Annotated in this window: 21 protein-coding genes; 12 read left to right on the top strand and 9 right to left on the bottom strand. The window is 68.7% G+C overall.

The features are described 5' to 3' along the window. Positions 1-178 precede the first annotated feature (178 nt). Both JYG32_RS00840 and gluQRS read left to right on the top strand, forming a co-directional pair. Positions 179-1,033 (top strand): sulfurtransferase, encoded by an 855-nt coding sequence (locus tag JYG32_RS00840; RefSeq protein ID WP_174383475.1) that lies wholly within the window; start codon positions 179-181, stop codon positions 1,031-1,033. Positions 1,034-1,052: 19 nt separating this feature from the next. After that, positions 1,053-1,946: a tRNA glutamyl-Q(34) synthetase GluQRS gene (gluQRS, locus tag JYG32_RS00835; protein WP_174383476.1), complete on the top strand. Its 894-nt coding sequence runs from the start codon at positions 1,053-1,055 to the stop codon at positions 1,944-1,946. Positions 1,947-2,123: 177 nt separating this feature from the next. On the opposite strand, the gene JYG32_RS00830 is transcribed toward gluQRS, so the two are convergent. The 4 genes from JYG32_RS00830 to purT form a co-directional block, all read right to left on the bottom strand. Further along, a complete protein-coding gene (locus JYG32_RS00830; RefSeq protein WP_213264379.1) occupies positions 2,124-3,683 on the bottom strand; it encodes a DEAD/DEAH box helicase in 1,560 nt (519 codons plus the stop codon). Positions 3,684-4,113: 430 nt separating this feature from the next. Next, positions 4,114-4,494: an MliC family protein gene (locus tag JYG32_RS00825; RefSeq protein WP_174383478.1), complete on the bottom strand. Its 381-nt coding sequence runs from the start codon at positions 4,492-4,494 to the stop codon at positions 4,114-4,116. An 81-nt stretch (positions 4,495-4,575) separates the two neighbouring features. Beyond that, on the bottom strand, positions 4,576-4,761 hold the full coding sequence (locus JYG32_RS00820) for a DUF6726 family protein (RefSeq protein ID WP_174383479.1): 186 nt from the start codon (positions 4,759-4,761) through the stop codon (positions 4,576-4,578). An 18-nt stretch (positions 4,762-4,779) separates the two neighbouring features. Continuing rightward, positions 4,780-5,994, bottom strand: coding sequence for a formate-dependent phosphoribosylglycinamide formyltransferase (gene purT, locus JYG32_RS00815; RefSeq protein WP_213264378.1), 1,215 nt, complete (start codon positions 5,992-5,994; stop codon positions 4,780-4,782). A gap of 213 nt (positions 5,995-6,207) precedes the next feature. Between purT and JYG32_RS00810 the strand changes: the two genes are divergently transcribed. Continuing rightward, entirely contained in the window at positions 6,208-6,753 is a 546-nt protein-coding gene (locus JYG32_RS00810; protein ID WP_213264377.1) for an META domain-containing protein, read from the top strand. Positions 6,754-6,930: 177 nt separating this feature from the next. Further along, positions 6,931-12,066 carry a DNA translocase FtsK gene (locus tag JYG32_RS00805; RefSeq protein WP_213264376.1) on the top strand — a complete coding sequence of 1,712 codons (5,136 nt, stop codon included), beginning with the start codon at positions 6,931-6,933 and terminating at the stop codon, positions 12,064-12,066. Between the two features lie 100 nt (positions 12,067-12,166). Here the strand turns inward: JYG32_RS00805 and JYG32_RS00800 are convergent, their stop codons facing one another. Further along, on the bottom strand, positions 12,167-13,411 hold the full coding sequence (locus JYG32_RS00800) for a lactonase family protein (RefSeq protein WP_213264375.1): 1,245 nt from the start codon (positions 13,409-13,411) through the stop codon (positions 12,167-12,169). Positions 13,412-13,574: 163 nt separating this feature from the next. Here JYG32_RS00800 and JYG32_RS00795 point away from each other — a divergent pair, with 163 nt between their 5' ends. Together JYG32_RS00795 and JYG32_RS00790 are read left to right on the top strand one after the other, a co-directional pair. Continuing rightward, positions 13,575-15,404 carry a glycoside hydrolase family 15 protein gene (locus tag JYG32_RS00795; RefSeq protein WP_213264374.1) on the top strand — a complete coding sequence of 610 codons (1,830 nt, stop codon included), beginning with the start codon at positions 13,575-13,577 and terminating at the stop codon, positions 15,402-15,404. Between the two features lie 212 nt (positions 15,405-15,616). Then, positions 15,617-17,092 carry a polyhydroxyalkanoate depolymerase gene (locus JYG32_RS00790; RefSeq protein WP_213264373.1) on the top strand — a complete coding sequence of 492 codons (1,476 nt, stop codon included), beginning with the start codon at positions 15,617-15,619 and terminating at the stop codon, positions 17,090-17,092. A gap of 79 nt (positions 17,093-17,171) precedes the next feature. On the opposite strand, the gene JYG32_RS00785 is transcribed toward JYG32_RS00790, so the two are convergent. Beyond that, positions 17,172-17,804: a TetR family transcriptional regulator gene (locus JYG32_RS00785; protein WP_034184817.1), complete on the bottom strand. Its 633-nt coding sequence runs from the start codon at positions 17,802-17,804 to the stop codon at positions 17,172-17,174. A 253-nt stretch (positions 17,805-18,057) separates the two neighbouring features. Here JYG32_RS00785 and rsxB point away from each other — a divergent pair, with 253 nt between their 5' ends. Together rsxB and nth are read left to right on the top strand one after the other, a co-directional pair. Then, entirely contained in the window at positions 18,058-18,972 is a 915-nt protein-coding gene (rsxB, locus tag JYG32_RS00780; protein ID WP_433960837.1) for an electron transport complex subunit RsxB, read from the top strand. Continuing rightward, on the top strand, positions 18,969-19,613 hold the full coding sequence (gene nth, locus JYG32_RS00775) for an endonuclease III (RefSeq protein WP_174383793.1): 645 nt from the start codon (positions 18,969-18,971) through the stop codon (positions 19,611-19,613). Before rsxB ends, nth begins: the two co-directional genes overlap by 4 nt. A 66-nt stretch (positions 19,614-19,679) precedes the next feature. Here the strand turns inward: nth and JYG32_RS00770 are convergent, their stop codons facing one another. Beyond that, positions 19,680-20,609, bottom strand: a complete 930-nt coding sequence (locus JYG32_RS00770; RefSeq protein WP_213264371.1) for a DMT family transporter — start codon at positions 20,607-20,609, stop codon at positions 19,680-19,682. A 216-nt stretch (positions 20,610-20,825) separates the two neighbouring features. Here JYG32_RS00770 and JYG32_RS00765 point away from each other — a divergent pair, with 216 nt between their 5' ends. Next, positions 20,826-21,293, top strand: a complete 468-nt coding sequence (locus JYG32_RS00765; RefSeq protein WP_433960836.1) for a DUF1841 family protein — start codon at positions 20,826-20,828, stop codon at positions 21,291-21,293. A gap of 86 nt (positions 21,294-21,379) precedes the next feature. Here JYG32_RS00765 and JYG32_RS00760 read toward each other — a convergent pair whose 3' ends face one another. Both JYG32_RS00760 and JYG32_RS00755 read right to left on the bottom strand, forming a co-directional pair. After that, positions 21,380-21,739, bottom strand: coding sequence for a c-type cytochrome (locus tag JYG32_RS00760; RefSeq protein WP_048249238.1), 360 nt, complete (start codon positions 21,737-21,739; stop codon positions 21,380-21,382). Positions 21,740-21,778: 39 nt separating this feature from the next. Next, positions 21,779-22,138, bottom strand: coding sequence for a c-type cytochrome (locus tag JYG32_RS00755; RefSeq protein ID WP_174379984.1), 360 nt, complete (start codon positions 22,136-22,138; stop codon positions 21,779-21,781). 245 nt (positions 22,139-22,383) lie between these two features. On the opposite strand from JYG32_RS00755, the gene JYG32_RS00750 reads away from it, so the two are divergent. The 3 genes from JYG32_RS00750 to JYG32_RS00740 are packed head-to-tail and all read left to right on the top strand — an operon-like array spanning position 22,384 to position 25,698. Beyond that, entirely contained in the window at positions 22,384-23,226 is an 843-nt protein-coding gene (locus tag JYG32_RS00750; protein WP_174379983.1) for an AAA family ATPase, read from the top strand. Positions 23,227-23,253: 27 nt separating this feature from the next. Then, positions 23,254-24,429, top strand: coding sequence for a vWA domain-containing protein (locus tag JYG32_RS00745; protein WP_213264369.1), 1,176 nt, complete (start codon positions 23,254-23,256; stop codon positions 24,427-24,429). Between the two features lie 57 nt (positions 24,430-24,486). Next, positions 24,487-25,698 carry a benzoate/H(+) symporter BenE family transporter gene (locus tag JYG32_RS00740; protein WP_213264368.1) on the top strand — a complete coding sequence of 404 codons (1,212 nt, stop codon included), beginning with the start codon at positions 24,487-24,489 and terminating at the stop codon, positions 25,696-25,698. Positions 25,699-25,795 lie beyond the last annotated feature (97 nt).

Genomic DNA, 25,795 nt, shown 5'->3' with positions numbered 1-25,795 from the left:
AAAAATGCCCTCACCGGCCGTTCGGCCGATGCGCGCGACGCCACGTCGCGCTGCTGGCCAAACGGCTGGATGCCGGTGCGCGCGCGGTTTGCGGGATAATACGGTTTTTCGAATCATCGCCACGGCTTCGCACCCTTTTTTGCGGGCCGCCGTGCGGCCGTTTCCCCGTCGGACCATCATGACCATCGTCAATCTCGCCGCCTACCACTTCGTGTCGCTCGACGCGAACGAGCAATGGCGCCCGCTCGTCACCGCCCGCTGCAACGAACTCGGCCTGCGCGGCACGATCCTGCTCGCACCGGAAGGCATCAACCTGTTCATCGCCGGCACGCGCGAAGCAGCCGACGCGTTCATCGCGTACATCCGCCACGATCCGCTGTTCGAAGGCAAGTTCGCGACGCTGCAGTTCAAGGAAAGCCTGTCCGACTCGCAGCCGTTCCGCCGCATGCTCGTGCGCCTGAAGCGCGAGATCATCACGATGAAGAAGCCCGCGATCAAGCCGGAGCTCGGCCGCGCACCGTTCGTCGACGCGCGCACGCTGAAGGCGTGGCTCGACCGCGGCCACGACGACGCGGGCCGCCCGGTCGTGATGCTCGACACGCGCAATGCGTTCGAAGTCGACGTCGGCACGTTCGACGACGCGCTCGACTACCGGATCGACAAGTTCAGCGAGTTCCCGGAAGTGATCGATGCGAACCGCGCCGATCTCGACGGCAAGACGGTCGTGTCGTTCTGCACGGGCGGCATCCGCTGCGAGAAGGCCGCGATCCACATGAAGGAAATCGGCATCGAGAACGTGTACCAGCTCGAAGGCGGGATCCTGAAGTACTTCGAGGAAGTCGGCGGCGCGCACTATCACGGCGACTGCTTCGTGTTCGATTACCGCACCGCGCTGAACCCGCAACTCCAGCCCACCGAGAACGTCACGTGCTTCGCGTGCCGCGCGGTCGTCACGCCGGAAGCGCAACAGTCGCCTAGCTACGTGGCCGGCAAGTCGTGCCCGGCCTGCGTGCAGGCAGCCAGCGCCGCGTAAGCGCGCGGCCCGAGCCCCGATGAACGGCTATCGCGGCCGCTTCGCGCCGTCGCCAACCGGGCCGCTGCACTTCGGCTCGCTGGTCGGCGCGCTCGCGAGCTGGCTCGACGCACGCGCGCACGGCGGCGCATGGCTCGTGCGCATCGAGGACCTCGACGGCCCGCGCACGGTACCCGGCGCAGCCGACGATATCCTCGCGACGCTCGCGCATTTCGGCATGACGCCCGACGAGCCGCCGGTATGGCAGAGCACGCGCGATGCTGCCTACACGGCCGCGCTCGAGCAGCTCGTCGCAGCGGGGCTCGTCTATCCGTGCGGCTGCACGCGCAAGGAAATCGCCGACTCGCTGCGCGCCGCGCACGAGCGCCACACGACGCTCGCCTATCCGGGCACCTGCCGCACCGGCCTGCACGGCAAGCCCGCGCGCGCATGGCGGCTGCGCGTACCGGACGGCGACGACGCGATCGTCTCGTTCGACGACCGCTGGCAGCACACGCAATCGCAGAATCTCGCGACCGAAGTCGGCGATTTCGTGTTGAAGCGCGCGGACGGGCAATGGGCCTATCAGCTCGCGGTCGTCGTCGACGACGCCGATGCGCGCATCACGCACGTCGTGCGCGGCGCCGACCTGCTCGATTCGACCGCGCGCCAGATTCATCTGCAGCACTGCCTCGGCGTACCGACGCCGCAGTATCTGCACGTACCCGTCGTCGTCGATGCAAACGGCGAGAAGCTCAGCAAGCAGACGGGCGCGACCGCACTCGAGCGCGACAATCCGCTGCCGGCGCTGCAGGCCGCGGCCGTGCATCTGGGCCTCGCGCCCGATGGTGCGCTCGCGGGCACGACGCTGGATGCGTTCTACGCGGCCGCGACGGCTGCGTGGGCGCGGCGCTTCGGGCCGCTGGCCGGCTAAGGCACCCGGCGAGCCGGATTCGCGCCGATCGAATGCCGGTTGCATCGCTCGCCGGCACCGCGCGCCACACCCGATCCCCCACCCGACCACAGCCCCAATAAAAAACGGGCACATGCTCATCGCATGCACCCGCTTTTCCGGCAGCGCTCGCGCACCGCACCGCCACGTTCGCCCGGCTTACGCCGACGGCTTGCGCGGCATCCCGAACCCGCCGAGCAGCGCGGCGACCTGGCGCTTCGGCCCCTTCTTCTCGGGCTGCTGCGCGGGCTGCGCGTCGTCCGACTGCTTCGCCGCCGCCGACGGCTCATACGGCTTCAGGAAGAAATCGTCGACCGGCGCTTCGTGGCGACGGTGATGGCCGCTGCGCTCGGCGCCGGCCGAGCGGCGCCCCGACGCACCGCGATGCTCGTCGCGTTCGCGCCGGCCACCGCGCTCGCCACCACGTTCGCTGTTGCGGTCGCCGCCGCGCTCGCCGCCACGGTCGTCGTGACGATGGCGCGCCGGCTTGTCGAGCACGAGCGCCTGCACTTCGAGCGGACGCTTGATCAGCTTCTCGATATCGGCGAGCTGCTTGCGCTCGTTCGGGCTGCACAGCGACAGCGCGTCGCCGGTCGCGCCCGCACGGCCCGTCCGGCCGATCCGGTGCACGTAGTCTTCCGCGCTGAACGGCAGGTCGAAGTTGATCACGGCCGGCAGCTCGGCGATGTCGAGGCCGCGCGCGGCCACGTCGGTCGCGACGAGCGCCTCGATTTCGCCGCGCTTGAATGCGTCGAGCGCCTGCATCCGCTCGATCTGCGTCTTGTCGCCGTGGATCGCCGACGCGACTACGCCGTCGCGCTCAAGGTTGCGCGCGAGCCGGCTCGCGCCGATCTTGCTGTTGCAGAACACGAGCACCTGCTTGAGCCCGCGACCGCGCAGCAACTGCACAACGGCCGCCTGCTTGTCGCCTTCGGCGACGTCGTAGACGATCTGCGTGACGTTCGCGTTCGTCGAGTTGCTGCGCGCGACCTCGATCGTCTGCGGGTTGCGCAGGTAGGTCGACGCGAGCTTCTTGATTTCCGGCGAGAAGGTGGCCGAGAACAGCAGCGTCTGGCGCTCCTTCGGCAGCAGGTTCAGGATGCGCTGCAGATCGGGCAGGAAGCCCATGTCGAGCATCCGGTCGGCTTCGTCGAGCACGAGGATCTGCACCTGGCCGAGATTCGCCGTCTTCTGCTGCACGTGGTCGAGCAGGCGGCCCGGCGTCGCGATCAGGATCTCGACGCCACGGCGCAGTTCGGCCATCTGCGGGTTCATGTCGACGCCGCCGAACACGACCACGCTGCGCAGCGGCGTGTGCTTCGCATACGCGTGCACGTTCGCCGCGACCTGGTCGGCGAGTTCGCGGGTCGGCGTGAGGATCAGCGCACGCACGGGGTGACGCGCCGGTGACGCGCTCGTGTTGGCCTGCGGCAGCAGGCGCTGGATGATCGGCAGCGAGAAGCTCGCGGTCTTGCCGGTGCCTGTTTGCGCGGCGCCCATGACGTCGCGGCCGGCGAGCACGACCGGAATGGCCTGCGCCTGGATTGGCGTCGGCGTCGTATAGCCCTGCTCCACAATGGCTTTCAGGATATCGGCGGCAAGGCCGAATTGGTCGAAGGTTGCGTCGACGGGCTTGGCGACAGAATCGGACATGGTGGCGTTTCGCTCAAAAGGCGCGGCGGGGACATCGTGCGTCAGGCCAGCCGGGCCTGCGCTCATCACAATTCGGAAATAGACGGAGCCGCGGCGCGCCGCGCGGCGCCGCTCTGGCGCTTGGGACCGGTTCAATGCGAACGCTGGACACCAGGCCGTGCGGACTCCGTTCGGCGCGAATGCCGGCGGAAAGGGGCGTATTGTAGCACTGCGCGGCCATCTGTCCGTGACAACGCCGCGAACGACCGCAACGTCGGTTCGCGCGGCGGGCCCGTGCGGCCCCGCACGGTCGGCGGCCGGCCCGATCGGGCTATCCCGATCGGCCGGCGAGCGATATCAGGGGCCTGATCCCGGACTGCATTGCCCAAGCGTTCGCTGCCAGCCTGAACGCCGAACCTTCAGATCCGGCAGCCGGCTGGCGCTGGCGCTGGCGCTGGCGCTGGCGCTGGCGCTGGCGCTGGCGCTGGCAGGCATGATCCGCGATCGCGCCCGGCGCTCAGCCCTGCTTCTTTTTCTTCTCGACCTGCACGCAGTCGGCGAGCAGCGGCGGCGAATTCCGGTCGGCGATCTCGTCACGCAGCGTCCCTTCCTTGCCCTTCGTCCACCACGTATAGCGGCCGGCCTGGTAGCGCGCGCCCGAAGCCGACACGGTATCGACGAACAGCAGTTGCCGCCCGTTGACCGGCACGAGCGCGAAGCTCTGGCCGTTGCCGGCGAGCCAGTACGACACGCGCACGGGCTGCTTCTGGTTCGCGCACTGGTAGACGGCCTGCTGGCGCGAATCGGCGTCGATTTCTTCGACGGTCAGTTGCGCGGCATGCGCGACGGAAACGGCGGTGCCGGCGAGCGCGAGTGCGGCGACGGTTTGGCGAATCATGCAGTTCCTCTCACGAGACGGGTGGAAACACGCCCTCGCGGGGCGCGCCGTTATTGCGGGCGATCGCGGCGTTTATCGTTGTCAGGGATCGATGACGTCGGCGCACGCGTCGGTCGGCGCGGCCGCGATATGGCCGACGAGCGGCACGATCTTGAGCCCGGCCGATGCCACCCGGCACGGCGCGGCCGCGAGGCCGCAACCCGCGAGACTCGCGACTAGCGCCAGCGCGGCGCCCAGTTTTCCGATACGCAGCCACATCGGCGCCATCGTCCTCTCCTTGGTTCCTCAGCGGGCCGACACGGGCCGGACGGCCGCGGCGGCGCGCTTCGCACGTTCGCGGGCTTCGTCGACGGTCGCGCCGGTCGCCAGCGCGACGCCCATGCGCCGCTTCGCAAAACTTTCCGGCTTGCCGAACAGGCGCAGGTCGGCGCCCGGCACCGCGAGCGCGTCGCGCACGCCTTCGAACGCGATCCCGCGCTCGTCGAGCCCGCCGTAGATCACGGCCGACGCGGCCGGCGTGCCGAGCGCCGGATCGACCGGCAGCCCGAGAATCGCGCGCGCGTGCAGTTCGAATTCCGACTGGCGCTGCGACGCGAGCGTGACGAGGCCCGTATCGTGCGGCCGCGGGCTCACTTCCGAGAACCACACGTCGTCGCCGCGCACGAACAGCTCGACGCCGAACATCCCGCGCCCGCCGAGCGCCTCGGTGACCTTGTGCGCGATCTCGCGCGACTTCTCGAGCGCCACCGCGCTCATCGGCTGCGGCTGCCACGACTCGACGTAGTCGCCCGCGACCTGCACGTGGCCGACCGGCTCGCAGAAGTAGGTGCGCGTGCCGAGCGTCGCCGGGTCGATCGCGCGCACGGTCAGTTGCGTGATCTCGTATTCGAAATCGATGAAGCCCTCGACGATCACGCGGCCGTGGTTCACGCGCCCGCCCGCCATCGCGTAATCCCACGCGGGCTTCACGTCGGCCTCGGCCTTCACGACCGACTGCCCCTTGCCCGACGACGACATCACGGGCTTCACGACGCACGGCATGCCGATCTTCGCGACCGCCGCGCTGAAGGCTTCGAACGAATCCGCGAACGCATACGGCGACGTCGGCAGCCCGAGTTCCTCGGCCGCGAGCCGGCGGATCCCTTCGCGATTCATCGTGAGCTGCGTTGCGCGTGCGGTCGGGATCACCTCGGCGAGGCCGGCCGCCTCGATCGCCGCGAGCGCGTCGGTCGCGATCGCCTCGATCTCCGGCACGATCAGGTGCGGGCGCTCGGCCTCGACGATCGCCCGCAGCGCGGCGGCGTCCGTCATGTCGATCACGTGCGCACGATGCGCGACCTGGTGGCCCGGTGCGTCCGGATAGCGGTCGACCGCAATGACTTCTACACCGAGCCGCTGCAACGCGATGATGACTTCCTTGCCGAGTTCGCCGGCGCCGAGCAGCATGACGCGCGTGGCCGAGGGTGAAAGCGGCGTACCCAGCCGCTGACCGATCTGCATGTGATTTCCCGCTTCTGGTGGAGGACGAAAACGGCTCCGATGTTAACACGCGCCACGATGCCGGTTTGGCGCGTTTCGCCACGCCGATGCCCGGCCGCGGGCGCCTCGCGGGCGGGCTGCGAACGTTTTCACGCGCGAAGTGTCGGCTCGCCTGCCGCGGGGCGGGTGCGTTACTCTTACGCCTTGATCAGAATCCGATGAGGAACGAGGCTCATGTCCCACCTGTCCGCCGCCGCACGCGCCCGCACCGGCCTGCTTCGCCCGTTGCGCGCGCCGCTCTGCGCGTTGACGCTTGCCACGCTTCTCGCCGCCTGCGCGATGCCGACCCACTCCGATTCCGCCGCCCCCGCGCCCGACCCGTACAACCCGGCCGCCGTCCAGCTGCTCGACGACACGAGCTGGGAACTCACCAGCTGGCTGAACGCCGACGGCACGCAGCGCGCGATCCCGCACGGCGACAACGGCGAGCCGATCAAGCTCGCGCTGTCGACCGAGTCGGGTATCCGGCGGGCCAGCGGGTTCTCGGGCTGCAACCGCTACATGGGCACCTACGCGATCAAGAACGGCCTGTTGAGCTTCGGGCCGCTCGCCGGCACGCGGATGGCCTGCCCGAACACGCTCGGCGGCCAGCTCGAGCAGGCGTACCTCGACGCGCTCGCCCACATCGAGAAGACCGGCGTGCAGATGCGCGAGCCGCAGCAATTGCAGATCGTGACCCATGCCGGCGCAACGCTGACCTTCACGCACCGGAGCCCCTGATGCACCGCGCGCGCGAAGGCCGGCCGACCGCCTTCGCGCTGCGCGTCGCGCGCGTGTGCCGGACGCACGCGCCACGCGGCGTGAAACGAATTCACGCCGCCTTAGAATCTTGTTCGCCGCCCGGTTAAACTCGGCGGGTCGCGCCCCGCGCGCCCCTCCCCACTCCTGTTTCAAAGCATGCACACGGTTGTCTTCGGCTGGTTCGGCATCTCCGCCGTCTGGTTCCTCCTTCTCTTCTGGCGTCTCGTGCAGGCCATGCTGCCCGGCGGCGGCGGGCTCACCGGCCGCGGCTCGATCCGCCTGTGGCTCGGCTTCGCCGCGGTGTTCGTGGCGAGCTGCACGCTGACGAGCGCGCTGTCGGGCCCCGATACGAACGCGCTCGGCCACGCGTTCTCGGCCGGCTTCGCCCATGTGCTCGGCCCGATCGGCACGCCGGTCGCGATGGTCGTGCTGTTCTTCGCCGGATTGCCCTGGCTGACCGGCATCGGCTGGCGCCAGTTCGCCGCCTGGGTCGACACGTCGTTCGGCGTCAAGCTGTCGCGCGGCGGCGACGACGACGACGCGCGCGGCATCGCCGACCTGCCGCGCAGCGCGCTGCATCGCGACGACGACGTCGTGCAGCCGACCACCGCGCATACCGTCAACTCGATGGCGCCGCGCCAGAACGGCCGGTATTCGCGCCCGACGCTGTGGAAACCCGACCCGCAGGCGCGGCCGAAGCCGCGCAGCACGACGCCCCCGCGGCCGCACACGGAACCCGTCGCGCCGTCGGGCTGGCTGAAGCCGACCGCGACCGGTCGCAGCATGCCGGCCCCGCCCGCGCCGATCCCGACCGGCGCGATGCCGCCCCCGACGACCGGCAGCACCGCGAGCCTCGCGCGCGCGGCGGCGAACTCGCAAGTACCGCGCCCCGATCCCGCCCCGCTTCCGGTCGGATTCGAACCGGTCCGGCCGCGGCCAACGGCCGCGCGAGCGGCCACCGCTGCGTTGAAGCAGCCCGCTCCGCGCGCCACGGTCACGCCGCGGCCGGCCAGCGCGCCGCTGCGCCCGCCGGTGCGACCGCCGGTGCGACCGGTCGCGGGAACCGGCGCGGCCGGCCTGCCGCCGGACGCCGCGCGCCGCCGCCCGGCGCCGCAAACGCCGGCGCGCGCGCCGCTCTATGCATGGACGGAAAAACCCGCCGCACCGATTACACCCGCGCCGAGCGTTCACGACACGCTGCGCTCGATCGAGGCCAGCACCGCGCAATGGGCCACGCTCGGCGGCGCGCAGTCGGCCGATGCGGCGCACGCGGCGGCGGCAGCCGCCACCGTGGCCGGAGTGGCCGGAGTGGCCGCTGCAGCCGGCAGCGTTGCCGCGCCGGTATCGGCGACCACGTCGGACGGGTTCGTCTCCGCGACGCACGGCGTCGCGACCCATGACGCCAGCGCCCCGGTCGAACACGATGCGGCACACGCTTACGACGACAACGCGCCGATCGTGCTGGATGCGTTCATGCGTGCAGAGGCCAGCATGACGCACGCTCCGGTTACGGATACGGGCGCCACGGCGTTCGACGACGTCGTCCCGCAAACGCTGCCGGATACCGGAATCGACAATGCCGCGTTTTCGCATCACGGCGCCCCCGAGATCCAGCACGTCGACGATACGCGCGCCGCGCCCGCATTCGGGATCGCACCCGCGCCGTCGTTCGACGCGCCGATTGACCTCGCTCCGTGGGAAGACCTCGCCAGCCGGCCGGTTTCCGCGTTCGACGGATCGGCCGGAAACCCGATTGCTGTGTCGCCGACCGACGCGACGGGATCGGAGTCGGTCAATGCCGCCTCCGCGCAACCGCAAAACGAGGTGGTTCACGACATCGCTGCAAGCAAACCGGCTGCGTCCGTCGATACCGGCGACAAGTACGGAGCGCAACCGGCGCCTGCGATCGATCGCCTTGCACCGGCCCGTGCGCCGCAGGGCGTCGCCGATGCTCACGCCGACGGCAAACCCGCCGAGGGGATCGCTCCGTTTGCGGCCCTCCCCTCTTCGTCGCTCGCAGAATCGTCGGCACGCGCCATTTCCGACGCCGCGCCGCTTGCGGCAGCGTCGGCACCGACTGCATCGCGTACCGCATCCGAAGCTGCCGAGCCGAAAGCGGCAGAACGTACGGCGCCGCCGTCGGCAATCGCGCAGGGCGCCACGCCCGCGACAGCTTGGACGCGGACGCCGTCGATTCCGTCAACGGTGCAACCTGCAACGACAAATACGGCCGTCTCCACGGAATCGCCGAAATCGCCGGCAGCTCAACCGTTTGCCGCAGCACCGACGGCTTCGTCCGCCGCTACTTCGCCGCTCGTCGGCACCGCCCATGGTTCTGCCGCGCAGGCACCTGCATTCGCATCGAGCATTGCACCCGTTACCGCTGCGGCTTCGCCGGTCGGTATAACCGGCACTGCATCCGGTTCGCTTTCGCAACCGGCCGCATTGGCATCGACCGTTGCACCGGTCGCGTCGACTTCCCCGGTCGGTGTAACCGGCACTGCATCCGGTTCGCTTTCGCAACCGGCCGCATCGGCATCGACCGTTGCACCGGTCGCGCCGGCTTTCCCGGTCGGTGTAACCGGCACTGCATCCGGTTCGCTTTCGCAACCGGCCGCATCGGCATCGACCGTTGCACCGGTCGCGCCGGCTTCCCCGGTCGATGTAACCGGCACGGCATCCGCTTCGCTTTCGCAGCCGGTCGCATCGGTGTCGACCATTGCACCGATCGAGTCGACTTTCCCGGTCGGCGTAACCGGCACGGCATCCGCTTCGCTTTCGCAACCGGCCGCGTCGGCACCGACCGTTGCACCGATCGCGCCGGCTTCCCCGGTCGGTGTAACCGGCACGGCATCCGCGTCGCTTTCGCAACCGGCCGCGTCGGCACCGACCGTTGCACCGATCGCGCCGGCTTCCCCGGTCGGTGTAACCGGCACGGCATCCGCGTCGCTTTCGCAGCCGGTCGCATCGGCATCGACCGTTGCACCGGTCGCGTCAGCAGCGCCGGTCGGCATTACGGACGAGATTTACGGTTCACTTGCCCGCGCATCGACGCCCGCATCGACCGTCGCGCCCGCCGCGACACCGTCGACGAGCGGCGCGTCGGGTTCGGCATCCGGTTCGATCGCGCAAGCGTCCGCACCGGCGACATCATCGGCGACCGCTCCCGCGGCACCTGCAAATTTCGCGTCCGGCTCGATCGCCGCGCAGCCTTCCGCGCCCGCACCGACTCTTCCGGCCAACACGGCAACCTCGTCGACCGGCACGCCATTCGGCGCGTCCGGCACAGCAGCACCGCAGCCGACGACCAACCTGCCCGTGCTGCCAGCCGCTTCCGTCGTAACAACACCGTCGGCCAGCACCATCGCCCCGATGACCACGGCGGCAGCCGCTCCGGCTCAACCGGTCGCAGGCTCGCCTGTCGCCGCGGTCGGATCGCTGGCGTCCATCGCAGCCACAACCGCGACGCAGACCCTGCCGATTGCTTCCGCGCCTGCGGCAACCGCCACCGCCACGTTCGCAACGCCGCCCGCCCCTGCCGCATCGTCGGCGAGCTGGTCAGCACCGAATGTGTCCGCAACACCGCCTGCGCCGTCGACCACCGCACCGCAGCCGGCAACAACCGTTCCCGGTGCCGGCCTGCCCGTGCCGGCGACTGTCGCTGCCGCGCCGGCGATTCCCGTTGCCGCGCCCGTCGGCGCTATCGCCGCCGTGGCAACCGAACCGGCTACGCCAGCCGCGACCGAAACAACCGACGCCCCCGCGCGCCAGCCGCGCCCGAACGCGTTCGAATTCCACGCGCCCGCGTCGTTCAACGTCGAACTGCCGACGCTCGACCTGCTCGAGCCCGCGTCCGACGACGTCGAAATGATCACCGAGGAACACCTCGCACAGACGGCCCAGGTGATCGAACAGCGGTTGCAGGAATTCAAGGTGCCGGTGACGGTCGTCGGCGCATCGGCCGGCCCCGTGATCACGCGCTTCGAGATCGAACCCGCGCTCGGCGTGCGCGGCAGCCAGATCGTCGGCCTCATGAAGGACCTGTCGCGCGGCCTCGGCCTCACGTCGATCCGCGTCGTCGAGACGATTCCCGGCAAGACCTGCATGGGCCTCGAACTGCCGAACGCGAAGCGCCAGATGATCCGCCTGTCGGAAATCCTTGCCGCGCGCGAGTACCAGCATTCACAGTCGCAGTTGACGATCGCGATGGGCAAGGACATCACGGGCCGCCCGGTCGTCACCGATCTGGCGAAGGCGCCGCACATGCTCGTTGCCGGCACGACAGGCTCGGGCAAATCGGTCGCGATCAACGCGATGATCCTGTCGCTGCTGTACAAGGCGACGCCCGAGGACGTGCGGCTCATCATGATCGACCCGAAGATGCTGGAACTGTCGGTCTACGAAGGCATTCCGCACCTGCTCGCGCCGGTCGTCACCGACATGAAGCTCGCGGCAAACGCGCTGAACTGGTGCGTCGGCGAAATGGAGAAGCGCTACCGGCTGATGTCGGCCGTCGGCGTGCGCAACCTCGCGGGCTTCAACCAGAAGATCCGCGACGCGGAAGCGAAGGAAAAGAAGATCGGCAACCCGTTCTCGCTGACGCCCGAGGATCCCGAGCCGCTGTCGAAACTGCCGCTGATCGTCGTCGTGATCGACGAGCTGGCCGACCTGATGATGGTCGCCGGCAAGAAGATCGAGGAGCTGATCGCGCGCCTCGCGCAGAAGGCGCGCGCGGCCGGCATCCACCTGATCCTCGCGACGCAGCGTCCGTCCGTCGACGTGATCACGGGCCTGATCAAGGCGAACATCCCGACGCGCGTCGCGTTCCAGGTGTCGTCGAAGATCGACTCGCGCACGATCCTCGACCAGATGGGCGCCGAATCGCTGCTCGGGATGGGCGACATGCTGTTCCTGCCGCCGGGCACGGGTTATCCGCAGCGCGTGCACGGCGCGTTCGTCGCCGACGAGGAAGTGCACCGGATCGTCGAGTACCTGAAGCAGTTCGGCGAGCCGCAGTACGAGGAAGGGATTCTCGACGGCCCGGCCGCCGACGGCGCGACGCAGGACCTGTTCGGCGAAGCGCCGGACGCGGAAGCCGATCCGCTGTACGACGAAGCCGTCGCGTTCGTCGTGCGCACGCGGCGCGCGTCGATCTCGTCGGTGCAGCGGCAGTTGCGCATCGGCTACAACCGCGCCGCGCGCCTCGTCGAGCAGATGGAGGCGGCCGGGCTCGTATCGGCGATGGGCATCAACGGCAGCCGCGAGGTGCTCGTGCCGGCCGCGGCCGACTGAGCGCGGCGGCCGGACGGCCGCCATCGACCAAGGTGGACGCACCGGAAAACCGGCCGCCCCGGAACGCCAAGGGCGCTGCCTCGGCAGCGCCCTTTTTCATTTACTGCACCGGCACCAGCTTGAAGTCGACCGGCTTGCCGACCGCAACCTTCTGCGGATTCGCGCCGAGCTGCCCCGTTTCGACATCGCGACTGAACACGTAGAACGTATCGCTGTCCTGGTTGCCGACGATCAGCCACTTGCCGGTCGGATCGATCAGGAACTCGCGCGGCGTCTTGCCGAGGCTCGACTGGCGGCCGACGTGCTTCAGCCGGCCGTCGGCCTTGTTCACCGCGTAGATCACGATGTCGTTCGCGTCGCCGCGGTTGCTCGCATACAGGAAGCGGCCGTCCGGCGACAGGTGGATCGCGCCGCCGCCGACCTTGCCCTTGAAGCCCGGCGCCGTCATCGGCAGCGTCTCGACCGGCGTCAGCTTGCCGTCGCGGTAGCCGAACACCTCGACCGACGCGTTGAGCTCGCTCGTCACGTACGCGAACCGGCCGTCGGCGCCGAACACCATGTGACGCGGCCCCGAGCCGGCCTTCACCGGCGTGTAGCGCGTGTCGGTCGGGCTGATCAGCCCGCGGCTGCCGTCCACCGTGTAGCGGTAGCCGTAGATCTTGTCCGCGCCGAGATCCTGTACGAACAAATAACGGCCGTCCGGCGAAAACACCGTCGAGTGCACGTGCGCGCCGTCCTGGCGGCCCTTCACGGGCCCCGTGCCTTCATGGTGCACGGTCAGCACGGCCTGGCTGACCGCGCCGTCGTCGCGCAGCGGCAACACCGCGAAGCTGCCGCCCGGATCCGCCGCGACCGAATAGTTGGCCGTCACGAGGGTCTTGCCGTCCGGCGACAGCGCGAGGTAGCAAGGATCGTTCCCTTCCGACGACACGCGGTCGATGAAGGTCAGCGCGCCCGTCTTCGCGTCGAAGCGGAATGCGCTGACGCCGCCGCGCTGCGTCGCCGGCCCGTCGTCGCCGGGCAATTCGTTGACCGCGTAGACGGTGCGACCGTCGCGGCTCGGCAACAGGTACGACGGATTCACGGTCTTCGCCGAAGACACCGGCGCGACGCTGCCGGTTTTCGTATCGAAGCGGTAAACATAGATCCCGTCGCTGCCGCCGCCCGTATAGGTGCCGACGAGCAGGTTGTAGACGCCGTCGGCCGGGGCGGGCGATTGCTGCGCAAATGCGTGGGTCGCGGACAAGGAGAGCACGATCGCGAAACCTTTCATCCAGTGAGCGAGCCTAAGCGGGAACCCTCGTGTCGAAGCGCGTGCGTCACGCTCGCGTAAACGGCTGGACATTGAATCCTCCTTGCATCGAGTCGCTTCAAGTGTTGAGATAGGACGAAACGCCGGCCGTTCATGCGCTCCGCCGCCCGGCCGAGTATACGGGGCGCGGCACAGGCACGTGAAGTCCGGCCGCCGCCGTCCGCATTGTGAACTCGAAACCAAGGATCGCCTGCCCATGCCCGCCCTGATCGAAGACTACGCCCTCGTCGGCGACGGCCACACCGCCGCGCTGATCGCGAAAGACGGCTCCGTCGACTGGCTGTGCTGGCCCCGCTTCGATTCGGGCGCCTGCTTCGCGGCGCTCGTCGGCACGCCCGAGCACGGCCGCTGGCTGCTCGCTCCGGCCGTCGACGCCGCGATCACGCACACGACCCGCCGCTATCGCGGCGACACGCTGATTCTCGAAACCGATTACGAAAGCGCCGACGGCGCCGTCACCGTGATCGACTTCATGCCGCCCGGCAACGGCTGGTCCGAACTCGTGCGGATCGTCGTCGGCCGCCACGGCACGATGAAGATGCGCATGGAACTCGTGTTGCGCTTCGACTACGGCTTCTCGGTCCCGTGGGTCACGCAACTGACCCGCGAGGACGGGATGAAGGCGATTGCCGGCCCCGACACCGTCGTGCTGCGCACGCCGGTGCCGCTCGCCGGCAAGAACCTCCATACGCTCGCGGAATTCACGGTGAGCGCCGACGAGCGCGTGCCGTTCTCGCTCAGCTATGCGGCCTCGCACCTGCGGCTGCCGCCCGCGCGCGATCCGCTGTCGATGCTCGCGCGCACCGAGAACTACTGGCTCGAATGGTCGGGCCGCTGCCAGGTGCAGGGCCGCTACGCGGCCGCCGTGCGCCGTTCGCTGATCACGTTGAAGGCGCTCGCGTACGAGCCGACCGGCGGCATCGTCGCGGCGCCGACCACGTCGCTGCCCGAGAAGATCGGCGGCAACCGCAACTGGGACTACCGCTACTGCTGGCTGCGCGACGCGACGATCACGCTGCTCGCGCTGATGCGCGGCGGCCACTACGACGAGGCGCGCGCGTGGCGCACGTGGCTCGGCCGCGTGATGGCCGGTTCGCCCGAGCAGATCCAGATCATGTACGGGATCGCCGGCGAACGCCGGCTGCCGGAAATGGAGCTCGACTGGCTGCCCGGCTATCAGGACTCGAGGCCGGTACGCATCGGCAACGGCGCCGCGAACCAGCTCCAGCTCGACGTGTTCGGCGAGGTGATGGCCGCGCTGCACCTCGCGCGCGTGGGCGGCCTGCAGGCCGACGACACGGTCTGGTCCGTGCAGTGCGCGCTGCTCGACCATCTCGAGAAGATCTGGCAGGAACCCGACGAGGGGATCTGGGAAACCCGCGGCGGCCGCCGCCATTTCACGTTCTCGAAGGTGATGGCGTGGGTCGCGTTCGACCGCGCGATCAAGTCGGCGGAGATGTTCCGGCTGCCCGGCTCGCTCGACCGCTGGCGCGCGCTGCGCGAGCAGATCCATGCCGACGTCTGCGACAACGCGTGGCACGAAGGCAAGCAGGCGTTCGCGCAGAGCTACGGCAGCGACGAGCTCGACGCGAGCGTGCTGCTGATGCCGCTGCTCGGCTTCCTGCCGCCGGAAGACCCGCGCATCGTCGGCACGGTCGAGGCAATCGAGCGGGAATTGCTGCACGACGGCCTCGTGATGCGCTACCGCACGACCGAGTACGACGACGGGCTGCCGCCCGGCGAAGGCACGTTTCTCGCATGCAGCTTCTGGCTGGTCGACAACTACGCGCTGCTCGGCCGGATCGACGACGCGCACCGCCTGTTCAGCCGGCTGCTGTCGCTGTCGAACGATCTCGGGCTGCTCGCGGAGGAGTACGACCCGGTCGCCGGGCGGCTCGTCGGCAACTTCCCGCAGGCGTTCTCGCACGTGGCGCTCGTGCATACCGCGATGAACCTGATGCACCACGAAGAGGCGATGGCGCGCGCGGCCGGCCAGCCCGCGCCGGCCATGGCCACGGGGCGCTGAACGAAGGCGCGGTCGGCTTCTTCAGAGAACGTCAAATCGCAAAATTTTGATGAAAAATCGGGGAAATGTTGCATTGCACCACCCATCGTTGTCCGATATGATCGACGCGATTGTCCGGCCGCAGTGCAACATGGCCGGCCGCTGACCCCCACGGCACGCCGCGACGCCCCACGCCGCCCCTGCGCACCGTCCCCCACGCGGGAGTAGTCTGCATGCTTTACCAACTGCACGAATTCCAGCGGGCCATGCTGAGCCCGCTCACGGCCTGGGCTCAGGCCGCTTCCAAATCGTTCGCCAACCCGTCCAGCCCGTTCTCGCTGATGCCCGGCGCGACGCGGATGGCCGCCGCCTACGAACTGATGTATCGGCTCGGCAAGGATTACGAGAAGCCCGAATTCGACCTTCACCAGATCGTCAAGGACGGCCACAACATCCCGATCGTCGAGCAGACGATCGTCGAGAAGCCGTTCTGCCGGCTGCTGCGTTTCAAGCGCTATTCGGACGATGCCGACGCCGTCACGCAACTGAAGGACGAGCCGGTCGTGCTGGTCTGCGCGCCGCTGTCGGGCCACCACTCGACGCTGCTGCGCGACACCGTGCGCACGCTGCTGCAGGATCACAAGGTCTACATCACCGACTGGATCGACGCGCGGATGGTGCCGGTCGAGACCGGCCCGTTCCACCTGCACGACTACATCGCGTACATCCAGGAATTCATCCGCCACATCGGCGCGCGCAACCTGCACGTGATCTCGGTGTGCCAGCCGACGGTGCCGGTGCTCGCGGCGATCTCGCTGATGGCGAGCCGCGGCGAGGATACGCCGCTCACGATGACGATGATGGGTGGCCCGATCGACGCGCGCCGCAGCCCGACGTCGGTGAACTCGCTCGCGACGCAACACTCGACCGCGTGGTTCGAGAACAACGTGATCCACACGGTGCCCGCGAACTATCCGGGCGAAGGCCGCCAGGTGTATCCGGGCTTCCTGCAGCACACGGGCTTCGTCGCGATGAACCCGGAACGGCATGCGCAATCGCACTGGGATTTCTACCAGAGCCTGCTGCGCGGCGACGAGGACGACGCCGAAGCGCACCGCCGCTTCTACGACGAGTACAACGCAGTGCTCGACATGGCCGCCGAGTATTACCTCGAGACGATCCGCGTCGTGTTCCAGGAATTCCGGCTGGCCGAAGGCACGTGGGATGTAGAAGGCGAGCGCGTGCGCCCGCAGGACATCAAGCACACCGCGCTGATGACGATCGAGGGCGAACTCGACGACATCTCGGGCAGCGGCCAGACGCACGTCGCGCACGAGCTGTGCACGGGCATCCCGCAAGACCAGCGCCGCAGCCTGACCGCCGAGAAGTGCGGTCACTACGGGATCTTCTCGGGCCGCCGCTGGCGCACGATCATCTACCCGCAACTGCGCGACTTCATCCGCGAGCATGTGCCGGAACCGAAGCACGGCGCGACGAAGGATCAGCCCGAGGCGCCGGCGGCCACAACGCTTGCGGCCGTACCGGCCGGCACCGTGCAGGCCGAAACGACGCGTGTCACCGCGGCGAAGCGCACGCGCGCAAAGGCACCGGCCACGGCCGCCGCGCCCGCCAAGGCCGCACCGGCCGCGAAGCGTGCCGGCAGCAACAGCCCGCGCGCAAAAACCGCACGCGCGCGCAAGGCCGCCTGACGCACCGCGTTCCGACGAAAAAACGCCGCCGTTGCCTGCGCACGGCGGCGTTTTTGTATCCGGCGGCCGCTGGGGCGCGTCAGCGCCGCAGCAGATACGCGAGCAGCACCTCGGTGTTCATCCGGACCATCTCCGCGCGCTCGTCGGTGTCGGTGAAGTCGCGGCCGAGTGTCGCGGCGAGCGTGAAGCGGTTCGACACGATGTAGTAGCCGAGCCCCGACAGCGTCACGTAGAAGCGCAGCGGATCGACGTCGCTGCGGAACAGCCCGGCCTTCTGGCCGCGCGTCAGCACATTGCCGAGCTTCGCGACGATCGGCGACATCATCTCGCGAATCCGCGTCGACTTGTGCAGGTAGCGCGCTTCGTGCAGGTTCTCGTTGTTGATGAGCCTGAGCAGTTCCGGATGGTCGCGGTAGTAGTCCCAAACGAAATGCGCGAGCCGCGTGACGGCTTCGACCGGCGCGACGCCGTCGAGATCGAGCACGCGCTCGGCCTCGGTCAACGCGGAGAACGCGTGTTCGAGCACGGCCGTAAACAACTGCTCCTTGCTGCCGAAGTAGTAATAGAGCATGCGCTCGTTGGTTTCGGCCCGGCGCGCAATCTGGTCGACGCGTGCGCCGAACAGCCCTCCACTCGCGAACTCTTCGGCTGCCGCCATCAGGATGCGACGGCGCGTACCTTCAGGATCTCTTTTGATTTTTGGCTGATTCATGGTGGCGTTTTGCTATGTGAGCCGCTTGATCCGGACCGGCACCCCCACCGCCTCGGCGCCGGCCGCCCTGGAACGGGCGCGCCGCGTGCGGCCGCCCTCCTGCTGAGCCCCCTGCAAAAAAGCGGTTCGATTATGCGCACAGACGGCGTCCAGCGCAATGCGGGAAATCGGCGATAATCAAGCTTTGGCAAACCTTTCCGGCCGCGCCCGACGCGGCCGAGAGCCATTCGGCGCCGCTGCGCCCGTTGTCACCGTGACCGACTCCAAAACACTCGCGGATCGTATCGAAGATCTGCTTCCCCAGACGCAATGCACGAAGTGCGGCTATAACGGCTGCCGCCCGTACGCCGAGGCGATCGCCGCCGGCGACGCGAACTACAACCAGTGCCCGCCCGGCGGCGCCGAAGGCATTGCGCGCCTCGCCGGCCTGCTCGGCAAGCCGGTGATTCCGCTGAACCCCGTCAACGGCAGCGAGCACCCGCGCGCGGTCGCATTCATCGATGAAAGCCTGTGCATCGGCTGCACGCTGTGCATGCAGGCATGCCCGGTCGACGCGATCGTCGGCGCACCGAAGCAGATGCACACGATCATCGAGTCGCTTTGCACGGGCTGCGACCTGTGCGTGCCGCCGTGCCCCGTCGACTGCATCGCGATGCTGCCCGTGACCGGCGATCGCACCGGCTGGGACGCGTGGTCGCAAGAGCAGGCCGATGCCGCGCGCGAACGCCACGACCTGCGGCTCGCCCGCCAGCGCCGCGAACGCGAGGCCGCCGAAGCGCGCGCCGCCGCACGCCGCGCGGCCAGTGCCAGTGCAGGTGCTGCAAAGCCGGCCGCAGAACAACCCGGCGCGCAGCCAGGCGCTCCGGTCGCCGCACCGGCCGCCGACGATGCCGAAGCGAAGAAACGCGCGATCATCGCCGCCGCACTCGAACGCGCGCGCAAGAAGAAGGAAGAACTCTCCGGGCAAGGCGCCGGGCCGAAGAACACCGAAAGCGTGAGCGCGGCCGTCCAGGCGCAGATCGACGCGGCCGAGGCCCGCCGCAAACGGCTCGCCGAACAGCAGGCGCAGCGCGACGCCGAAGCCGCGGCGGCAGATGGCAACGACCACGACGCAGGCAATGACGACCAAGGCGGCCCGTCCGCGCCGCCCGACCAGAACGCTCCATGAACGCCAGCAAACGACGCGCGATCTACGAAACGCTGCAGAGCCTCAATCCGCATCCGACCACCGAGCTCGAATACACGACGCCGTTCGAGTTGCTGATCGCTGTGATGCTGTCCGCGCAGGCGACCGACGTGTCGGTCAACAAGGCGATGCGGAAGATGTTTCCGGTCGCGAACACCCCGCGACAAATCGTCGCGCTTGGCGAAGAAGGCGTCACCGAGTACATCAAGACGATCGGTCTCTACCGGACCAAGGCGAAGAACGTGGTCGCGACGTGCCTGATCCTGCTCGATCGCTACGACGGCGAGGTGCCGGCCGATCGCGAAGCGCTCGAAAGCCTGCCGGGCGTCGGCCGCAAGACCGCGAACGTCGTGCTGAACACCGCGTTCGGCCAGCCGACGATCGCGGTCGACACGCATATCTTCCGCGTCGCGAATCGCACCGGGCTCGCGCCGGGCAAGGACGTGCGGGCCGTCGAGGCGGCACTCGAGAAGTTCACGCCGAAGGAATTCCTGCAGGACGCGCATCACTGGCTGATCCTGCACGGGCGCTATGTGTGCAAGGCCCGCAAGCCCGAATGCTGGCACTGCGCGATCGAGCCGCTGTGCGAATTCAGGCCGAAAACGCCGCCCCCCAACGAATAAGCTCAGGCGCGACAGAGGCACACGGTTTCTGTCCGCAGCAACGCCCGCCCCCCTTCCCACCTCCGGCTACGCGTTGGACGTCGCGGTCGCATCGTCGGCCGCTGCGCCGCCCGCGCGCACGAGCGCCAGCACGGCCGCGAGGATCGCGACGCCGCCCGCCCACTGCAGCGGCGACAGCGCTTCACCGAACAACAGCGCCGCGAGCGCGACCGTCACGACCGGTTCGAGCGTCGACAGCATTGACGTGCGCGCGGCCCCGAGCCGCTCGAGCCCGGCGAAGAACGCGAGCATTGCCGCGACCGTCGAGACGAGCGCGATCGCGATCATCGACGCCCAGCCGCCGGCCGTCGCAGGCCAGCGCGGCGGCGCGCCGAACGCTGCGGTCCGGACGACGGCGATCGCCACGAGCGTCGCGGTCGCCGACAGGCAGATGATCGCGGTGGTCGCGAGCGGATCGACGCCGCGCGTCGCCTTCGTGCCGCCGACGATGTACAGCGAATAGATCACCGCGGCCGCCAGCGCGAGCGCGATCCCGAGCGGCTCGCCGTGCCCGCCGCCGACCATCAACGCCGAACCCGCGACGCACAGCACGAGCGCAACGGCTTTCGCGCGCGTGAGGCGCTCGCCGAGCCACCACGCGGCCAGCAGCGTGACGAACGCCGGATACAGGTACAGCAGCAGTGCGACGAGGCTCGCCTGCGCGTGCTGCAGCGCGCTGAAATAGCAGAACGACTGGCCGACGTAGCCGAGCGCGCCCATCGCCACGAGCGGCGCGAGCGCGCGCCCGCGCGGCCACGCGACGCGGCGGTGCCGCGCGATCGCGGCGAGCACCGCGCCGCCGATCGCGAAGCGCACGATCAGCAGCCCGAGCACGTCGACGCCTGCCGCATATGCGTAGCGGCCGAAGATCGCCATCGCGCCGAACGCGACGGCGGACAGGGCGACGTAGAGCGTGCCCTGCAGGGCAGCGGACGATGAGCGGACGGTAGCGGTCATGACGGAACGGGGGGAACGGTGCGGCAACGGGAATCGTCTGAGTGTAGCGGCGCGGCGGCTTCGGGCCTAGCCCGCGCTTACCCGTTCCGCAGCGCGGACACGGAGCGGTCGCAACCGGCCACCGCCGCGCACCCACGCCGCCAGCGCCATCGCACCAACCGCGCCAGCCCGCCGCCAGCGCCGTCCGCCGACCCGGCGTACAATGCGCGACGCGGCATGACGCCGCCCGAATCACGACGTTCCCCCACCATGTTCAATCCAAGCCGCGACGAAGTGCGTCGCTTCTTCACCGAGACCTGGCGCAAGCAGCGCGCGGGCGAGATCCTGACACCGCTGGAAGCGATGGCGGCCGACTGGATCGTCGAGCATCCCGAATACCACGCCGAACTCGACGATGCCGACGGCGCGGCCGCGCGCAACTACACGCCCGAGGAAGGCCGCACGAACCCGTTCCTGCACCTGTCGATGCACCTCGCGATCAGCGAGCAACTGTCGATCGACCAGCCGCCCGGCATCCGCGCCGCGCACGACAAGCTCGCGGCGAAGCTCGACTCGACCCACGACGCGCAGCACGCGATCATGGAATGCCTCGGCGAGACGATCTGGGAAGCGCAGCGCACGAACACGCCGCCCGATACCGACGCGTACCTGCAACGCATCCTGCGCCGCGCGTCGCGCGGCTGAGCGCCGCGGCGCCGGGCCGCGGACAAAAAAATACCCCGCCGAGGCGGGGTGTTTTTTGCTGCGCGGGCCTGTCTGGCCCGTCGCGCTTACTTCTTGAACACGAGATCGGTCTCTTTCAGCGATTCGATGTAGGACGCGATGTCCTTCATGTCGCTGACCGACAGGCTCTGCACCTGCGCCTGCATGATCGCGTTGTTGCGGCCGAGCAGCGGGTTCGTCAGCCCCATCTGGTACTGGCGCATCGCCCACACGAGGTAGTCGGCATGCTGGCCGGCGAGGCGCGGATATTCGGCGTTGATCGGCTTGTTCATCTGCGCGCCGTGGCAGGCCGCGCAGTTGTGCGATTCGACCAGTTCCTTGCCCTTCGTGGCGTCCGCTGCGTGCGCGGTACCGATCGCGAGGCCGGCCGCCAGTGCAACCGCCGCCGTCTTGAATGCGTTGTTCATGAATGCTCCTGTCCCGCCGGGGAGATCGGCGGCGCGCGCTTACTTGTAGGGATTGTCCTTCGAGTCGGCCTTCTGGACGGCGTAGTAGGCCGCCAGATCCGCGATGTCCTGGTCCGTCAGCGAACCGGCAATCGCGTTCATCGACGGGAAGTGACGATCCTTCTTGCGGTAGGCCTTCAGCGCGTTCTCGAGGTATTGCTGGTTCTGGCCGCCGAGGACGGGCACCCGGTAGACCTCCGGGTACGCCGCGCGGTAGTCCTGGATGCCGTGGCAGCCGATGCACATGGCGGCCTTGCTCGCCCCGTCCTTCGGGTTGCCGACCACACCGGCCGCCTGCGCGCTGCCCGCGAGCGCCACGAGCGCTGCGACAACAACGTGTTTGCCGACGAATTTGTTCATAGCTCTTGTAACCTAGCTTGAGGGGAAACTGGCGCCAAAGCGGCAACGGCCCGCGCCGTATTGCTTATCGGATCGCCACGCAGGCCAAAAAAAACGGCCAGATTGTACCGCGTCGGCGGGGAACGCGTCCATAAGACGCCCCGGCTCGCCCCGCCACAGCCCTGCAACGATACGCGGGCGCGGCCCAACCGCACAGCCCTTCTGACTTATACTGGGTTTTTTTCCCGATGAAGAAGAGCGCCGCCATGCGTTTCGAAGGGTCCTCGCACTACGTCGCCACCGACGATCTGAAGCTCGCGGTCAATGCCGCGCTGACGCTGCAACGCCCGCTGCTGATCAAGGGCGAGCCCGGCACCGGCAAGACCATGCTCGCCGAGGAAGTGGCCGCCGCGCTCGACATGCCGCTGTTGCAGTGGCACATCAAGTCGACGACGAAGGCGCAGCAGGGCCTGTACGAATACGACGCCGTGTCGCGGCTGCGCGACTCGCAGCTCGGCGACGAGCGCGTGAAGAACATCTCGAACTACATCGTCAAGGGCGTGCTGTGGCAGGCGTTCGACGCCGAGCGCCCGAGCGTGCTGCTGATCGACGAGATCGACAAGGCCGACATCGAATTCCCGAACGACCTGCTGCGCGAGCTCGACCGGATGGAATTCCACGTGTACGAGACGCGCGAGACGGTACGCGCGAAGCACCGCCCGCTCGTCATCATCACGTCGAACAACGAGAAGGAGCTGCCCGACGCGTTCCTGCGCCGCTGCTTCTTCCACTACATCCAGTTTCCCGACCCGTCGACGATGCAGAAGATCGTCGCGGTCCATTTCCCCGACATCCGCGAGGAATTGCTGCGCGCGGCGCTCGAGAGTTTCTTCGAATTGCGCGGCGTGTCGGGGCTGAAGAAGAAGCCGTCGACGTCCGAACTGCTCGACTGGCTGAAGCTGCTGCTCGCCGAGAACATCCCGGCCGACGCGCTGCGCGGCGTGGACGCGAAGCAGATCGTGCCGCCGCTCGCGGGCGCGCTGCTGAAGAACGAGCAGGACCTGAGCCTGCTCGAACGGCTCGTCTACATGAACCGGCACAACCGGTAATCGTCCCCCACCCGCGAAGGCCCGGCCATGCTGCTCAATTTCTTCTACGCGCTACGCGCAGCCAAGCTGCCCGTCTCGGTGAAGGAATACCTGACGCTGCTCGAAGCGCTGAAGGCCGGGCTGATCTCGCCGTCGATCGACGCGTTCTACTTCCTCGCGCGGATGACGCTCGTCAAGGACGAGCAGTACTTCGACAAGTTCGACCAGGCATTCGGTGCGTACTTCCATGGCGTGTCCGCGCTGCCGTCCGACGCGTTCGACATTCCGCTCGACTGGCTCGAGAAGCGCCTCGAGCGCGAGCTGTCGCCGGATGAAAAGGCGCAGATCGAAGCGATGGGCGGGCTCGACAAGCTGATGGCGCGTTTGAAGGCACTGCTCGACGAGCAGAAGGAACGCCACGAAGGCGGCAACAAGTGGATCGGCACGGGCGGCACGTCGCCGTTCGGGCACGGCGGCTACAACCCGGAAGGCGTGCGCATCGGCGGCCCGTCGAACGGCAACCGCACCGCGGTGAAGGTGTGGGAAGCGCGCGCGTACCGCGACTACGACGATTCCGTCGAGATCGGCACGCGCAACATCAAGGTCGCGCTGCGGCGGCTGCGCCGCTTCGCGCGCGAAGGCGCGGCCGAGGAACTCGACCTGCCCGGCACGATCCGCAGCACGGCCGCGAACGCGGGCTGGCTCGACCTGCGGATGGTGCCCGAGCGCCACAACAACGTGAAGGTGCTGATGCTGCTCGACGTCGGCGGCTCGATGGACGACCACATCAAGCGCACCGAAGAGCTGTTCTCGGCCGCGAAGGCCGAATTCAAGCACCTGGAATTCTTCTACTTCCACAACTGCGTGTACGACCACCTGTGGAAGAACAACCGCCGCCGCCACTCGGAGCGCACCGCGACGTGGGACGTGCTGCACAAGTTCACGCCCGACTACAAGCTGATCTTCGTCGGCGACGCGACGATGAGCCCGTACGAAGTGCTGCAGCCCGGCGGCTCGGTCGAATACAACAACCCGGAAGCCGGCGCCGTGTGGCTGCGCCGCCTCGCCGACCAGTTCCCCCATCATGCGTGGCTGAACCCCGAGCCCGAGCGGCTATGGGAATACCGGCAGTCGGTCGAGGTCATCCGCGACCTGCTCGGCCATCGCATGTATCCGCTCACGCTCGCGGGCCTCGAAACCGCGATGCGCGCACTCAGCAAGTAACGAATCCAACCAGCAGACACGAGGGCCGCGTCCGAGCGGCCTCCCCCCGGAGATAGCATGAATCCCTCGCCCACCGCGAGCGCTGGCCGCGCCGGCGGCCGCCGCTTTTTCGCCGATACATCCGTCTCGGCGCTCGTCGCCGGCTTCGTCGCGATGATGACGGGCTACACGAGTTCGCTCGTGCTGATGTTCCAGGCCGGCCGCGCCGCCCACCTCACCGATGCGCAGATCTCGTCGTGGATCTGGGCGCTGTCGATCGGCATGGCGCTGACGACGATCGGCCTGTCGCTGCGCTTTCGCGCGCCCGTCGTCGTCGCATGGTCGACGCCCGGCGCCGCGCTCTTGATCGCATCGCTGCCCGGCGTGCCCTACGCCGAGGCGATCGGCGCGTTCGTCGTGTGCGCGCTGCTGCTGACGGCCGTCGGCGTGAGCGGCCTGTTCGACACGCTGATGCGCCGGATTCCGGCCGGCATCGCAGCCGCCTTGCTCGCGGGCATCCTGTTCGAGATCGGCATCGAGATCTTCCGCGCCGCGCAGTTCCAGACCGCGCTCGTGCTCGCGATGTTCTTCACGTACCTGATCGTCAAGCGGCTCGCGCCGCGCTATGCGATTCCGACGACGCTGATCGTCGGCACGGCGGTGGCCGGCGGCCTCGGCCTGCTCGACTTCAGCCGCTTCCACATCGCGCTCGCGCAGCCCGTGTTCACGATGCCCGCGTTCTCGATCGCGTCGATCGTCAGCATCGGCATTCCGCTGTTCGTCGTCGCGATGGCGTCGCAGAACGTGCCGGGCATCGCGGTGCTGCGCGCGGACGGCTATCAGACGCCGTCGTCGCCGCTGATCGCGACGACCGGCCTCGCGTCGCTGCTGCTCGCGCCGTTCGGCTCGCACGGCGTGAACCTCGCGGCGATCACGGCCGCGATCTGTACCGGCCCCGAAGCGCACGAGGATCACGCGAAGCGTTACACGGCCGCCGTGTGGTGCGGCACGTTCTACCTGGTCGCCGGGATCTTCGGCGCGACGATCGCCGCGCTGTTCGCGGCGCTGCCGAAGGCGCTCGTCGTGTCCGTCGCCGCGCTCGCGCTGTTCGGCTCGATCATGAGCGGGCTCGCGAACGCGATGCAGGACGTGAAGCAGCGCGAAGCCGCGCTCGTCACGTTCATGGTCACCGCGTCGGGCCTCACGCTGCTGTCGATCGGCTCGGCGTTCTGGGGGCTCGTCGCGGGGATCGTCACGCAGGTGATCCTGAACGCGCGACGCCCCGCGTGACGCGGCTCGCCGCCCGCCGCGGCGGTTACCGTGCCCGCCCCGGGGTACGCCAAAACGTGCTCGACACGAATCGGGCCTAAAATGACGGATCGAAAGC

The organism is Burkholderia pyrrocinia (genome assembly GCF_018417535.1).
GTDB classification, from domain to species: Bacteria; Pseudomonadota; Gammaproteobacteria; order Burkholderiales; family Burkholderiaceae; genus Burkholderia; species Burkholderia pyrrocinia_E.
This window is presented reverse-complemented; position numbering and strand designations above follow the sequence as displayed.